The following is a 13,463-nucleotide window of genomic DNA, read 5'->3' as shown; positions in this document are numbered from 1 at the left end:
GGGGCCGGAAAATCATGGGAGAAGTCATGGGCATTGGCCCGGCCGCCCTCCCGCAGCACCAGGATGTCGGGAAAGCCCCGGGTGACCAGCAGTGCCGTGCGCGCCGTCTTGCCCGTCACCGTGGCATTGGTGGCGCGGGTGGTGCCATAGGTGAAGAGCGTCGTCTGCGCCAGCAGCTCGCCGAGCGAGAGACCGACCTCGGCGGCAGCGACGGAGAGCGCTTCCCGCATGCCGTTGAAGATGCGGCCATGGGTGGTCAAGGCCTTGCCGATGGTCATGCGGCCGTCGCTGCCGGTCACCAGCACATCGGTGAAGGTGCCGCCGGTATCGACCGAGATGCGGAAGCGGAGTGCGGCGCCGGTCATCGGGCGGCCTCCAGCCCGTAGTCGAGGGCATCGAGCAGACGATCGAGTTCGGCGTCGGAGACGATCAGGGCCGGCGCCAGGAACAGCGACGTCTGTTCGCTGCTGGTGCCGATCAGGGCCCCCGCCTGGGCCGCCCGGTCGGAAACACGGGTAGCCACCGGGACATCGGCGCTGTCGCCGCGCCATCGGCGCCAGTCCGGCCCTTCCAGTTCGATCGTCCAATGCAGGCCGCGACCGTCGATCCTTGTGATGGCCGGATGGCGCGCGGCGAGCGCCGCCATGCGTACCGCGATGCGCGCCTCCAGTACCCGCACGCGGTCGAGCAGGCCATCGCGGGTCAGCACGCGGAGATAGGCGCGGGTCGCCGCGATCATCAGGGGATGGGCGCGGAAGGTGCTGTAACTCTGCCAGGTGCAGCCGTCGAGTTCGGCCATCATGTCCTTGGACAAGACCACGGCGCCGCAGGGCATGGCGCCGCCGGCCAGCGGCTTGCCCAGGGTCACCATGTCGGGCCGGCTGTCACCACCCTGGAAGGCGAACCAGCGGCCGCTGCGGCCGAGCCCTGTCACCACCTCGTCGGCGATCCAGAGCGCGCCGGCAGCGCGGGCGGCGCCGGCGGCGCGGTCCTGATAGGCGGCGTCGTGGTAGATCCCGCCCTGGGTATAGTCGAGGATCAGGGCGGCACAACCGGCGAGCCTCTCCTCGGCATCGGCCAGCAATGTCTCAGCCGGGCGGCCGGGTGCGACGCGCCCCATCAGCGCCCCCTCGGGCGCCGGCAGCTGGCGTACCGGGACCGGCACGGGAACCGGCCGGAAGCCGCCCGACAGGCGGGACAGGCCGCCGTGCCATTGCGGCTGGGTGGTGACGGCGCGGGACAGGCCGGTCAGGCCGTGATAGGCGCGTTCCCGGGTGGCCAGGGCGGTGCGGCCGGTGATGGCCTGGGCGAGCGACAGCGCCTGGTCGTTCGCCTCGCTGCCCGAGAGGAAGAAGCGCACGGCGCCGACCCAGCCGTGTTCGCCGGCGAAGGCGATGTCGATCAATTCTTCCGCCGCCGCCTCGCGTTCCTGCCAGTCCCAGCCTTCGCTGATCACCGGGGCGATCTCCAGGGTCTTGCGCAGGGCTTCCAGCATGTCGGGATGACGATGGCCGAGCGGGCCGCCCGTGCTGCTGCCGTCGATCAGTCGGCGGCCGTCGGAGAAGATGAAATTCACTCCCTCGCCGCCGACGATCTGCGGGGCATCCCCGCTTTCGACATTCAACCCGGTGCGCAGCAGACGCTTCATCAGACGAGGCCTCGGTTCGTTGTTGCCTCGCAGCATAGTTCCGAGTCTGTCGCCTGTCGACAGGCGACAGACGGCGGTCGACAAATTTATTTCTGCGTGTATGATCCTGCCGTCGCACTTGGACGCTTTCCGGCGCCGAAGGCATGATACCGGGGGCGCCGAACGGGGCGGACCCGCGTCGAGGGGAGTCTTTCTATGCAGCAGGCCGTGGTTCCGGACGACGAGGTGTCGGTGGCGCCCCTGTCCACCGCCCGCTTGGCCGACCAGGCCTACGAGCAGTTGCGGGAGATGATCGTCTCCGGCCGTTTCGCCATGGGCACCCGCCTGATCGAGGTGCAACTGGCCAAGAATTTCGGCATCAGCCGCGCCCCCGTGCGCGAAGCGATGCGCCGCCTGGTTGAGGACGGGCTGGTCGACGAGCGTCCCCGGGTCGGTTACACGGTCGCCGAATTCGATGCCGCCGCGGTGATCGATCTCTACAATGTCCGTCTGTCGCTCGAAGCGACCTCGATCCGCTTGGCGACGCGGCGGCGCATGGCGACGGCGCCCCTGCGCGATCTGATCGCGCGCATGGCGTCGGCGGCCAGGGCCGGGGAACAGGCCCGGGTCTCGCGTTCCGAACTCGATTTCCACGCCGAGATCTGCCGGGCCAGCGGCAATGCCCTGATCGCCCATCTGTTCCATACGCTGGAAGGCCGGCTGCTGATGGCGATCGCCCTCGACAACGAGGGCCAGGCCGACCTGCAGGCGATCGCCGCCGAACACGAGCCCCTGATCCATGCGATCGAATCGGGCGACGAGCAGGCGGCGGCCCAGGCCATGACCGGCCATATCCTGTCCACCGTGAAGCCCCTGATCCTGCGCCTCGGCGGCGATCCGGGGCAATTGCTCGTCCCCCTCGATCATTCGGAACCCGCCTGATGTCCAGCCTCGATTTCGTCAATCCGCCCGATCTGCCCGTGCCCGTGGGCCCCTATAGCCATGTCGTGCGCATCCCGCCCGGCTTCGAGCAGATCCAGATTTCGGGCCAGATCGGCACGGCACCGGACGGCAGCCTGCCCCCCGATATCGAGGGCCAAGCGGAAAATTGCTGGCGCAACCTCGAAGCGGCGCTCGCCGCCGCCGGCATGGCTGTGGGCGACCTGGTGAAGACCACCGTCTATCTGGTCGACGAGGCGGATCTCGCCGCCTATGCCAAGGTGCGCAGCCGTCATCTGGGGGCGGCCCGGCCGGCCTCCACCCTGATCATCGCCAAGGCCCTGGTGCGCCCGGACTGGAAGGTCGAGATCGAGGCGGTGGCGGCCAGGGCCCCCGCCGCCTGAGGCGCGGGCGCCGTCGCGGCGGGGTCTCGTCTGCGTCCCCGCCGCCATGGTCAGGCCACGATGTTGAGCAGGCCGCGGGCCGCCGCCGGGGTCATCGGCGGGCGCTGGGCCAGGGTGCAGAGTTCCGCCGCCCGGCTCACCAGTTCCGCATTGTCGCGGACCGGCCGGCGGGCGGCGAAATGGACCGTGTCCTCGATCCCGACACGCAGGTTGCCGCCGGCCGAAAGGGCGGCCAGCATCACCGGCAGGGACGCCTTGCCGATCCCGGTCGCGGACCAGGAGGTGACCTGCGGCGGCAGGGCCTGGAGGGCGACGGCCAGGGTCGCCAGATCGCCCGGCATACCGCCCGGCACCCCCATCACGAAGTCGCAATGGACCCGCCCGCCATGGGGCAAGCCCTTCTCGTCGAGCAGGCGGCGCAGGTTCGCCAAGTGACCGAGGTCGAAGATTTCATATTCCGGCACGATGGCGAGGGCCCGCGCCCGCTCGTGCAGGGCGACGATCAGGGACCAGGGATTGAGGAAGACGCCCTCGCCGAAATTGACCGTACCCATCGAGATCGAACAGGAATCGGGCCGGACCTCGAGCACGCGCAGGCGATCCTCGTAACCGTCCTCGATGCTGCCGCCGGTCGAGAGCTGCACGATCAGGCCGGTGCACTGCCGCAGGGCCGCGACGGCCGCCCCCAGCAGGGCGGGATCGAGGCTGGGCCGACCCGCGCCGTCCCGGACATGGACATGGATCACGGCCGCCCCCGCCGCCTCGCAGTCCTCGCCCGCCGCGACCAGGGCTTCCAGGCTGGCCGGCAGGGCGGGAAAGGCGGCCGCGTCCAGCTCGGCCCCCGTGGGGGCGACGGTGATCATGGTGCCCGGCGGTCTTGGCGCCTCATTGGCCGGCTGCGGCATTTCCCGTTTCATTATAGGCTCTTTCAATAATCGCGGGCCGCGGAGTCGAGGAAACGGTGAACAAGCTGAACTGGAACCTGCTGCGTACCTTCGTCGCCATCGTCGAATGCGGCGGCCTGTCCAAGGCGGCGGCGCGCCTGCACCGCAGCCAGCCGACCATCAGCACCGCCCTGAAGCAGCTCGAGGACCAAGTCGGCCACCGCCTGATCCGGCGCGGCGGCACGGTCTTCGAGGTCACCGCCGAAGGCACCGAACTGTTCCGCGAATGCCGCGAGATCCTGTCGCGCATCGACCGCCTGAACGAGCGGATGGACGACGCCGGCCGCCTGGTCGCGGGGACCGTGAAGCTCCAGGTGGCGAGCGGCATCGTTGCCCCCTTCTTCGATGCCTTCATGGCCGACTTCCACCGCCGCTATCCGGCTGCGGATTTCGAGATGGCGGTGGGCCCCAGCGTCGAGATCCAGGAGGCGGTCGCCCGGGGCGATGCGACCGCGGGCATCTGCCTCAGCTTCAAGGACCGGGACGACCTCGCCTATCGCCCCTTCACGCGGGAGCATTTCGGCTTCTTCTGCGGGCGCGGCCATCGCCTGTTCGAGCGGGTGGACGTCACGGTCGAAGACCTGCGCGACGAAGCCTTCGTCTCCTTCCAGACCGACCGCTTCAACGATGCCCTGTGGCCGGTCGCCCATCTGCGCATGAAGCTCGGCTGCCGGGGCCGGATCACCGGCGTCTCGCCCTTTCTGGAGACGATCCGGCGCATGGCGATCGCCGGCCTCGGCATCGCACCCTTTCCCGTCCATGCGATGGCAGACGACGTCCGCCTCGGCCTGCTCCGGCAATTGCCGCCCTACGAGGGCTTGCCGGTGATCGACCATTTCCTGGTGACTCATCCGGGGCGCCGGCCGACAAGGGTCGAAACGGTGTTCCTCGACGAACTCGACGCCGAGCTGCTGCGCCTGCCGCTCCCCGCGCGAACCTATCCGCAGGATTGATCCGGTCATGCCCCGGCCTCCCCGAAGCGCCGGTTCAACAGGGCCAGCAGCGGGCCATGGCCGCGCACGAGAGCGAAAGTCGTCTCCACCCAGCCTTCGACATAGCCGTTGCCGATCAGCATGGTGACGTCCCGGCCCAGCCCCTCCGCCCCCAGGGCGGCGGCCTGGAACGAGGTCTGCATCCCGAAGAAGAAGATGCGGCCGCGCTGGCGGGCGGACAGGATGCTGCCCCCCTCCGTCCCGGCGACATTGGTGGTGTTGACGACGAGATCGGCAAGCTCGCCCCCGGTCGCCACCGCCACGCTGCGCCAGGTGGCCAGGGCATCGCGGAGGTCGGCGACCGCGACCACGTCGGCGACGCCGAGGGCTCGCAGCTCGTCGCAGCCGGCGGCGGATTGGTCGAGGGCGATCACCCGCCCCGCCGCCCCCACCCGCTGGCGCGCCGCGACGAGGGAGAGCACGCCGGCCTTGCCTGCGGCGCCCAGCACCACCACCGTCTCACCCGGCCGCGCCTCGCGCAGCACGGTCGCCGGCGCCCCCGCGACATCGCAGAGGGCGAGCGACAGGGTGAGCGGCAGGTCGTCCGGGATGCGGGCGAACAGACCGCTGGCGAAGAGATAGGCCCGGCCGCGCACGCGAACCTGGGCGCGGGCGACATCGATCGCCTCGATCGCGTCGAGCACCAGGGGTGTCAGGGAGAGCGAGACCATGGTGCAGATCCGCTCGCCCGGGGCGAGGTCGCCGGCGGGGAAATCCGGGCCGATCGCCCGCACCCGGCCGATCAACATGCCGCCCGACTGGGTCACCGGATTATGCATCTTGCCCCGCTCGCGCACGATCTCGGCGATCCGCGCGCCGATGGCGGCGATGTCGCCGCCGCAGCTTTCCGCGATCTGGCGCATGCTGGAGCTGTCGAGATTCAGGCACTCGACCTCGATCTCCAGCTCGTTCGCCTGCATCGGCAGGGCGGCGTCGAGGCGGGGCGCGGGCTGAGGCAGCAGGCCGCCGGTGCGATGGGTGCCGAAGGGACAGGGGGCGTCAGTCATGGCGACCTCGGACGGAGAGCCAGCGCCGCAGGGCCCAGGAGTCCCAGAAGGCGAGGGCACGGCGGTTGTCGAAGGGCGTGTCGAGGGAGCGGCCGGGCGTGTTCTCCGCCCGGGCCGCGACGATCTCGGCGACGGCCGCGATCTCGGCCCGGGTCCGGACGTCGGGTTCGCTGCCGGCCGCGCGCTTGAGCGCCGCGGAAATCAGCGCCTCGTAATCTCCGGCATCCCGCGCCCCGGCGAGGCGCCGGCGGAGCACCGCCGTCGCCTGCGGGTCGAAGCCCGGCTGCCCGTCCGCGCCGGCGATCAGGACGACGCCATAGAGGCCGGCGGCGGCCCCCGGGGTTACGAAACCTTCCCGGACGTCCTCGACCACACGGGCCGGATCGCGTTCCAGCGGCGGGCCGAAGCCGCCGCCGCCGCCGGTGACGATGCGGAAGCGATCCCCCCGCGCGGCCTTGTGGCCGTAGAATTTGGAGGGCGACGCGCTGCCGAAGGCGGAGGTCAGATCCTGCCATTCGCGGCCGCCGTGGCGGCGGAATTCGAGCCGGTTGAGACCGCCCGGCCGGCCTCCTTCGAGGCCGAAGGGCGGGATCACCATGCGCTCGCCGAGGCCGTTCAACTCGACCTCATCCTCCAGCAGTTCGAAGCTGCGGATCGAGCCGACGCCGCCCCGGAAGCGCCCGGGTCCGCCGCTGTCCGGGTTCAGCCGGGCTTCGAGATAGCGCAGCGGCATGGTCGCCTCCACCCATTCGACCGGATAGTCGTTGAAGTTGGAGGTCGGATTGGGCGTGCAGTTCCAGCCGTCGCGCCAGGCCGTCGCCCCCCAGCCGCCTTCGCAGAAGAGGTAGAAGCCGAAATCCTGCTGACGCGCGCGGTCGTAGCCGCCGCCCGAGAAATTGATGCATGTGCCATAGGTCCCCGCCCCCAGCCGGTCCGGTGCCGCGGGGGCGAGGGCGCCCAACACGGCATCGATGATGCGGATCGAGGTTTCGGTGACGCCGCCGAAACAGGGCGCGGGCGGCACCGGATTGAGCAGGCTGCCGCGCGGGGCGACCACCTCGATCGGCCGGAAGCAGCCGGAATTGAAGGCGACTTCCGGCCCGACCAACTGCATCAGGGCGTTGTAGGTGCTCGACAGCGTATTGCCGTAGGACGAATTGATCGGCCCCAGGGCCTGGGCGCTCGAGCCTGTGAAGTCGACCGTGACGGCATCGCCCGCGACCTTCAGGGCGACCTCGATCCGATAGGGCCGGTCGTCGTGGCCGTCGTCCTCCATGAATTCGGTGAAGCGCCAGGTGCCGTCGGGCAGGCCGGCGATCACCGCCCGCATCAACTGTTCCGAATGGTCCTGCACTGCGGCCATGCAGGCCGCCACCGTATCGACGCCATATTTGGCGACCAGGCCGGCGAAGCGCCGCTCGGCCACGCGGGTGCTGGCTTCCTGAGCCCTGAGGTCGCCGATCTGGTCGCGCGGAAACCGGACGTTGAGGGTGATCAGCTCCAGGATGTCGCGCCGTTCCTCGCCGGCGGCGAACCATTTGACGGGCGGGATGCGCAGGCCTTCCTGATAGGTCGATTTCGCCGTGCCCGGAAAGCCCGCGACCGCCATGCCGCCGATGTCGACGTGATGGGCGCGGTTGACCGCGAAGGCGAGCAAGCGCCCACTGTGGAACAGGGGCCGGATCAGGGTGATGTCGGGCAGGTGGCCGCCGCCCCGATAGGGATCGTTCACCAGGAAGACGTCGCCCGGCAGGATCGCCGCGCGGCCGAAATGCAGCATCACATATTCGACCGTCAGCGCCATGGCCGAAAGGTGGCTGGGATCGAAATTGGCGGTCGCGACCAGCCCCGCCTCGGCATCGACCAGGGCGCAGGAGAAATCCCGCCCCTCGACGAAGACCGAGGAATTGGCGGTGCGCAGCATGGTGTGCCCCATCTCGGCACAGATCGAGCCGAAGGCGGAGCCGAGCACCCGCTCGGTGATCGGGTCGAGGGCGCCGCTCATGCCGGGCTCCTTTCGAGGACGAGATGGCCTTCGGCAGCGAGGCAGAGGCGCAAGCCCGGCGGCACCACCGTGCTCGACTGGTCCTCGGTCACCACGGCGGGCCCGGCCAGCCAATGGCCGGGGACCAGGGCAGCGCGCTCCACCACACGGGTCTCCAGGGCCTGCGGATGACCGTGGAAATGGACGCGGCGGAAGACCGGGGCCGTCCCCGCCCCGGCCGGCGACGGCAGGGCGGCCGCTTCCTCGGCGGCAACGGCGACCCGGGCCTGCAGGCGGACGGTCGTCACTTCCCGCGGGTCGTCGGGGCGCCGGTGGGCATAGGCGGCTTCGTGCAGGCGCTCGAAATCGGCCTCGGCCTCTTGCAGGACCGAGCGATCCAGGGCGTCCAGTCGCGCCAGGGGCACGGCGATCTGGTGCGATTGCCCGGCATAGCGGATGTCGAGGGCGGCAGTGTAGCTGGCCGCCGCGGGATCGCAGCCATCACGCCGGAGATCGGCCTCGGCCGCCGCGCGCATCGCCGCCAGCCGCTCGGCCAGGCGGGCGGGATCGAGGCCCGCCATAGCCGAGAACAGGGTCTGGGCGTAATCATGCACGACATCGGCGTGCAGCCCGCCGCAGGCCGACCACACCGAAGGGAAGCGCGGCACGATCACGCCGGCCGCGCCGATCTCTTCGGCGATGCCGGCAACGAAGAGCGGCCCAGCACCGCCGAAGCCGACCAGGATGTAGTCCCGGGGATCCAGCCCCTCCTGCACCGTCATCTCGGAGACGAGCTGAGCCATGCGGGCGGCGGCGAGATGGAGGATGCCGGCCGCCGCCGCCGTCACGGCAAGGCCGAGGGGGGCCCCGATCTCGCGCTCGATCACGCGGCGGGCCGCTTCGACATCGAGCGCCATGCGCCCGCCGAGGAAACGGGCGGGATCGATCAGGCCGGTCACGGCGGCGGCATCGGTCGTGGTCGGCATCGTGCCGCCCCGGCCGTAGCAGACGGGACCCGGAAAGGCACCGCTCGACTGCGGCCCGACATGCAGGCGCCCGGCGGCGTCGATCCGCGCGATGGAACCGCCGCCGGCCCCGACCGAGCGGACGTCGGCCATGTTCACCCGGACCGGGATGTCCCACTTCAGCGGCATCTCGTTGGTATAGGTGACCTTGCCGCCGGTGATGACCGCGACGTCGGCTGTGGTGCCGCCGATGTCGACCCCGATCAGATTGGGCAGGCCCAGGCGCCGCGAAAGGCGGGCCAGGGCGGCGACCCCGCCAGCCGGCCCGCTGCGGATAATCTCGAGCGGCTTGGCTCTGGCCGAGGCGGCCGACATGGTGCCGCCGTTCGACTTGATCACCTGCGGCTTGGCGGCGACCCCGGCGGCGGCGAGCCGGTCTTCCAGCTCGCTGAACAATTCGTTGGAAAGCCCGCTCAGCGAGGCCGCCACCACAGTGGTCGAACCGCGCTCATAATCCTTGATCTCGGGATCGACTTCGGACGACAGAAAGACGTCGATACCCGGCGCCCGGCTGCGGAAGCGGTCGCGGATCTTGCGCTCATGGGCCGGATTGAGGAAGGAGAACAGGAGAGAGACCGCGACCGCCCCGATGCCGCGCGCCGCGACGGCGTCGATGATGCCGTCGAGGGCAGCGAGGTCGAGGGGTTCGATCTCCTGCCCCCGGTGATCGATCCGGCCGCCGACACCGAAGCGAAGGTCGCCCGGGACCAACGCCGCCGGTCGTTCCCAGCGCCAGCCGAACAGATGCTCGCGCCAGACCCGGCGGATCTCCAGCGTATCGGAAAAGCCCCGGGTGGCGATGAAGGCGACCTTCGGCACCTTGCCTTCGACCAGGGCGTTGACGAGCCGGGTCGAGCCGAAGACGAAGCGCCCGATGGCGCCGGGGGCGATGCCGCTCCGCGCGATCGCGTCGATCACGCCGCCGACCGCATCCGCCGTCGTCGTCGCCTTTTCCGTGACGACCGCGCCATTCGTCAGATCGACGGCATAAAGATCGGTGAACGTACCGCCGACATCGACACAGACCTGATACATGACGCCGCCTTCCGCAGGGCGGTCCTGGCATAAGCCACCGAACCGCTCGTCTCGGCTCCATCAAAAATCCCTACGCGACGTCAATCAAATCGATAATTGATAAGATCAATATCTGATTTTTCTATAATCATCTCCCTGGCCACGAGCGAAATCCGGTCGTGAACCGCCCCGGCTTTGCCGGAGGCCATTCGGTTTGATGGGGTGGACGGCCCCCGACCAGACGGCATCGCAATGTGCCAGGATGGTGCTGTCAGGCCCCCCATCAATGAACAGGAGCCGTCCTCATGCAGATTACGACGGTTGGCCTCGATATCGCCAAGAACGTCTTTCAGATCCATGGAGTGGATGGTGATGGGCGAGTGGTTCTGCGCAAGAAAGTCCGGCGCGATAAACTTCTCGCCGCGTTTGGTCCTTTGCTGTTAACAAGCATGGAATAAGGACCCCGCTACGGGGGTGATCGGCGCCCAAACGGGACCCCGGTAGCTGGGGCTCACTTAGGCTTCCCGCGGACGGATTGGTGAGCCTGTTTCGGGATGCTGGTGGTGGAGACGGTAGCGAAGGTTCGCCGCGCGTATTTCGTGCAGGGCAAGCCGATCAAGGCAATTTGCCGGGAGTTGAAGCTCTCACGGAAGGTGGTGAGGAAAGTCATCCGATCTGAGGCGACGGCCTTTGCCTATGAGCGGAAGACCCAACCTTTCCCGAAGATTGATCCGTGGCGTGCGGAACTGGACAGGCTGCTGTTGGCGAACGAGGCGAAGCCGGCACGGGAGCGCCTGACGCTGGTCAGAATCTTCGAGACCTTGCGCGGCGCCGGATACGATGGCGGTTACGACGCGGTACGGCGCTATGCCCGGCGCTTTGCAAAGGAGCGCGGCACCGGCATTGCGCAAGCCTATGTGCCGCTGAGCTTCGCGCCGGGCGAGGCCTATCAGTTCGACTGGAGCCACGAGGTCGTGCTGATCGGCGGCACGACGGTCACGGTGAAGGTCGCCCATGTCCGGCTCTGCCACAGCCGGATGCTGTTCGTACGGGCCTATCCGCGCGAGAGCCAGGAGATGGTGTTCGACGCCCACGACCGGGCCTTTGCCTTCTTCAAGGGCGCCTGCACGCGGGGCATCTACGACAATATGAAGACGGCGGTCGACACGATCTTCGTCGGCAAGGAGCGGGCTTATAACCGGCGCTTCCAGCAGATGTGCGGCCACTATCTGGTCGATCCCGTGGCCTGCACACCGGCGTCGGGTTGGGAGAAGGGGCAGGTCGAGAACCAGATCGGCCTGGCTCGGGAACGCTTCTTCTCGCCCCGCGTCCGGGTGAAGAGCTACGACGAATTGAACGGCTGGCTGCTCGACCAGTGTATTGCCTATGCCCGCGCCCATCGCCATCCGGAGCTGCGTGAGCGAACGGTCTGGTCGGTGTTCGAGGAGGAGCGGCCGAGCCTGGTGCCCTATGCCGGCCCGTTCGACGGCTTCCACGCCGTGCCGGCCTCGGTCTCCAAGACCTGCCTGGTCCGCTTCGACAACAACAAATACTCGGTCGCCGCCCATGCTGTCGGGCGGCCGGTCGAGGTCCGGGCCTATGCCGAGCGGATCGAGATCCGCCAGGAAGGGCGCATCGTCGGCCAGCATGGACGCTGCTTCGGCCGGGACCAGACGATCTATGATCCGTGGCATTACGTGCCGGTCCTGGCCCGCAAGCCCGGGGCGCTGCGGAACGGCGCGCCCTTCAAGGATTGGGTCCTGCCGGCGGCACTGGAGCGGGTCCGGCGTAAATTGCGCGCCGTTGGCGACGGCGATCGCCAGATGGTGGAGATCCTGACCGCCGTGCTCGACGACGGGTTGCCGGCGGTCGAGGCCGCCTGTGCCGAGGCCCTGGCCGAGGGGGTCCATTCCGCCGCCGTCATTCTCAACATCCTGGCACGCCGGAAGGAGGCGGCGCCGGTCCCCACCATCATGACGCCGGCGGCCCTGCAGCTTCGTCACCAACCCCTGGCCGATTGTGCCCGCTACGACAGTCTGAGGAGCCCCCTGTGATGGACCGTTCCGCCATCATGGCCGCCATGGCCGAGTTGAAGCTCTACGGCATGAAGAGCGCCTATGACGAGATCATCGCAACTGCGGTCAAGCGCCAGCACGAGCCCCAGCGCATCGTCGGCGACCTGCTGACCGCCGAGATCAGCGAGAAGCAGGCGCGTTCGATCAAATACCAGATCACCATCGCCAAACTGCCGCTGGCCAAGGATATCGACGACTTCGACTTCGATGCCGCCGCGGTCAACGAGACCCTGGCACGGGACCTCGCCGGTGGCGAATTCCTCGCCCACCAGCGCAACGTCGTGCTGATCGGCGGCACGGGCACCGGCAAGACCCATCTCGCGATCGCCATTGCCCGGGCCTGCATCCGCGCCGGCGCGCGCGGCCGCTTCTTCAATGTCGTCGATCTCGTCAACCGCCTCGAGGCGGAAGCCAGAGCCGGCCGCCAGGGCCAGATGGCCGACATGCTCGCGCGCAAGGACTTCATCATTCTCGACGAGCTGGGCTATCTGCCCTTCGCCCAGACCGGCGGCCAATTGCTGTTCCACCTGATCAGCCGGCTCTACGAGCAGACCTCGGTCATCGTCACCACCAATCTCGCCTTCGGCGAATGGTCTTCGGTCTTCGGCGACGCCAAGATGACTACCGCCTTGCTCGATCGTCTCACCCATCACTGCGAGATCGTCGAGACCGGCAACGAGAGCTGGCGCTTCAAGAACCGCGCCTGACAACCCGAAAATCCCCCGCCCCGAACCCCACCCCCGCGGGTTACCCCGGTGGGTTCACAGGGACCTCCCACGCGCGGCGCTCCGTCGCTCGTGAGGGCACTGCGCGCCGCGCGCGGGTCCCTCCTGTGCACTACCGGGATAACCCGACAAAGGGGGCACTATTTATTGGACGCCGATACGGGGTCCCGATACCGAGCCGATTGACAGGTCAAGCAGCGCCGATTACCCGCGCCTGCAGCAAATCCAGGCTGCCCCTGCCGTACATCTGCGCTTTACGAGTTGGAGCTTGGTGATCTGGCCCTCGGTCTGGCCGTTCGACCAGGGCGACGTGATCGCCGCGCTGACCGCGGCCTGATCCTTGATTACGCCATTGGCGAAGGACGCTACCAAGCTCGATCGGGCCTTCTCCAGCCAAGGAGCGAGGTCTCCCAGCGAGCGTTTGCGGATCATGGCTTGGAAGGTGGCGACGATGTCCCGGGCCTGCACCAGAAGCGGCGTCCCAGCCTCGATCGCGGCGACGGTCACGGTTTCCGACTTGGTCAGACCGCCCCTGTCCATGGTGAGCAGCCGGGCAATCGTGCGCGCCGATGGGGCCCGGCTCAGCGAGCTCACATCGGCTCTTTCCGCCTGCCGCCGGCGCGCTGCCCACTCGGCGCCGTTGCGCTGTCCGGCCGCCCATTGGGCATCGAGCCAAGGCAAATGGATTTCCAGCGAGCTCTCTCGGGTGCGAAAGACATCGGAACGC

11 protein-coding genes and 3 pseudogenes are annotated in these 13,463 nt (G+C 68.8%); 6 read left to right on the top strand and 8 right to left on the bottom strand.

The features are described from left to right. Both WC493_RS18125 and WC493_RS18120 read right to left on the bottom strand, forming a co-directional pair. Positions 1-365: hydantoinase/oxoprolinase N-terminal domain-containing protein (locus WC493_RS18125; protein ID WP_373067066.1), on the bottom strand; the 365-nt coding region annotated here is incomplete at its 3' end. Beyond that, a complete protein-coding gene (locus WC493_RS18120) occupies positions 362-1,648 on the bottom strand; it encodes an aminotransferase class III-fold pyridoxal phosphate-dependent enzyme (RefSeq protein ID WP_373067064.1) in 1,287 nt (428 codons plus the stop codon). The genes WC493_RS18125 and WC493_RS18120, both read right to left, overlap by 4 nt. A gap of 195 nt (positions 1,649-1,843) precedes the next feature. Between WC493_RS18120 and WC493_RS18115 the strand changes: the two genes are divergently transcribed. Together WC493_RS18115 and WC493_RS18110 are read left to right on the top strand one after the other, a co-directional pair. Further along, positions 1,844-2,569, top strand: coding sequence for a GntR family transcriptional regulator (locus WC493_RS18115; RefSeq protein ID WP_373067063.1), 726 nt, complete (start codon positions 1,844-1,846; stop codon positions 2,567-2,569). Next, positions 2,569-2,970 carry a RidA family protein gene (locus WC493_RS18110; RefSeq protein ID WP_373067062.1) on the top strand — a complete coding sequence of 134 codons (402 nt, stop codon included), beginning with the start codon at positions 2,569-2,571 and terminating at the stop codon, positions 2,968-2,970. Before WC493_RS18115 ends, WC493_RS18110 begins: the two co-directional genes overlap by 1 nt. A 50-nt stretch (positions 2,971-3,020) precedes the next feature. Here WC493_RS18110 and WC493_RS18105 read toward each other — a convergent pair whose 3' ends face one another. Then, positions 3,021-3,887 carry a 3-keto-5-aminohexanoate cleavage protein gene (locus WC493_RS18105; protein WP_373067060.1) on the bottom strand — a complete coding sequence of 289 codons (867 nt, stop codon included), beginning with the start codon at positions 3,885-3,887 and terminating at the stop codon, positions 3,021-3,023. A gap of 44 nt (positions 3,888-3,931) precedes the next feature. Between WC493_RS18105 and WC493_RS18100 the strand changes: the two genes are divergently transcribed. Further along, positions 3,932-4,867, top strand: a complete 936-nt coding sequence (locus WC493_RS18100; protein ID WP_373067059.1) for a LysR family transcriptional regulator — start codon at positions 3,932-3,934, stop codon at positions 4,865-4,867. A gap of 5 nt (positions 4,868-4,872) precedes the next feature. Here the strand turns inward: WC493_RS18100 and WC493_RS18095 are convergent, their stop codons facing one another. The 4 genes from WC493_RS18095 to WC493_RS18080 form a co-directional block, all read right to left on the bottom strand. Further along, positions 4,873-5,913, bottom strand: coding sequence for an L-erythro-3,5-diaminohexanoate dehydrogenase (locus WC493_RS18095; RefSeq protein ID WP_373067058.1), 1,041 nt, complete (start codon positions 5,911-5,913; stop codon positions 4,873-4,875). Next, positions 5,906-7,918 carry a hydantoinase B/oxoprolinase family protein gene (locus WC493_RS18090; RefSeq protein ID WP_373067056.1) on the bottom strand — a complete coding sequence of 671 codons (2,013 nt, stop codon included), beginning with the start codon at positions 7,916-7,918 and terminating at the stop codon, positions 5,906-5,908. The genes WC493_RS18095 and WC493_RS18090 overlap by 8 nt, the downstream gene beginning before the upstream one ends. Further along, a complete protein-coding gene (locus WC493_RS18085; protein WP_373067055.1) occupies positions 7,915-9,957 on the bottom strand; it encodes a hydantoinase/oxoprolinase family protein in 2,043 nt (680 codons plus the stop codon). The genes WC493_RS18090 and WC493_RS18085 overlap by 4 nt, the downstream gene beginning before the upstream one ends. An 80-nt stretch (positions 9,958-10,037) precedes the next feature. Further along, entirely contained in the window at positions 10,038-10,295 is a 258-nt protein-coding gene (locus tag WC493_RS18080; RefSeq protein ID WP_373067067.1) for a hypothetical protein, read from the bottom strand. Between WC493_RS18080 and WC493_RS18075 the strand changes: the two are divergent. The 3 genes and pseudogenes from WC493_RS18075 to istB form a co-directional block, all read left to right on the top strand. Beyond that, positions 10,242-10,391: pseudogene (locus WC493_RS18075) on the top strand (IS110 family transposase); the annotation flags it as partial. The gene WC493_RS18080 and the pseudogene WC493_RS18075 sit on opposite strands and share 54 nt — an antisense overlap. A 99-nt stretch (positions 10,392-10,490) precedes the next feature. Then, a pseudogene (istA, locus tag WC493_RS18070) lies at positions 10,491-12,057 on the top strand (IS21 family transposase). After that, a complete protein-coding gene (istB, locus tag WC493_RS18065) occupies positions 11,990-12,718 on the top strand; it encodes an IS21-like element helper ATPase IstB (protein WP_373067054.1) in 729 nt (242 codons plus the stop codon). Before istA ends, istB begins: the two are co-directional and overlap by 68 nt. Positions 12,719-12,926: 208 nt before the next feature. Here the strand turns inward: istB and WC493_RS18060 are convergent. Next, positions 12,927-13,463 (bottom strand): annotated as a pseudogene (locus WC493_RS18060) (transposase); the annotation flags it as partial.

The sequence above is a fragment of the Zavarzinia sp. genome, from assembly GCF_041650655.1.
Classification (GTDB): Bacteria; Pseudomonadota; Alphaproteobacteria; order Zavarziniales; family Zavarziniaceae; genus Zavarzinia.
Note: the sequence above shows the minus strand (reverse complement) of the source record. Positions and strands in the feature narration are given on the sequence as shown.

What these genes read in the sequence shown, in the direction of transcription:
- WC493_RS18120 (WP_373067064.1), bottom strand. Translation starts at nt 1,648, where the DNA reads ATGAAGCGTCTGCTGCGCACCGGGTTGAATGTCGAAAGCGGGGATGCC.
- WC493_RS18115 (WP_373067063.1), top strand. Translation starts at nt 1,844, where the DNA reads ATGCAGCAGGCCGTGGTTCCGGACGACGAGGTGTCGGTGGCGCCCCTG.
- WC493_RS18110 (WP_373067062.1), top strand. Translation starts at nt 2,569, where the DNA reads ATGTCCAGCCTCGATTTCGTCAATCCGCCCGATCTGCCCGTGCCCGTG.
- WC493_RS18105 (WP_373067060.1), bottom strand. Translation starts at nt 3,887, where the DNA reads ATGAAACGGGAAATGCCGCAGCCGGCCAATGAGGCGCCAAGACCGCCG.
- WC493_RS18095 (WP_373067058.1), bottom strand. Translation starts at nt 5,913, where the DNA reads ATGACTGACGCCCCCTGTCCCTTCGGCACCCATCGCACCGGCGGCCTG.
- WC493_RS18090 (WP_373067056.1), bottom strand. Translation starts at nt 7,918, where the DNA reads ATGAGCGGCGCCCTCGACCCGATCACCGAGCGGGTGCTCGGCTCCGCC.
- WC493_RS18085 (WP_373067055.1), bottom strand. Translation starts at nt 9,957, where the DNA reads ATGTATCAGGTCTGTGTCGATGTCGGCGGTACGTTCACCGATCTTTAT.
- WC493_RS18080 (WP_373067067.1), bottom strand. Translation starts at nt 10,295, where the DNA reads ATGGATCTGAAAGACGTTCTTGGCGATATCGAGGCCAACCGTCGTAAT.
- istB (WP_373067054.1), top strand. Translation starts at nt 11,990, where the DNA reads ATGGACCGTTCCGCCATCATGGCCGCCATGGCCGAGTTGAAGCTCTAC.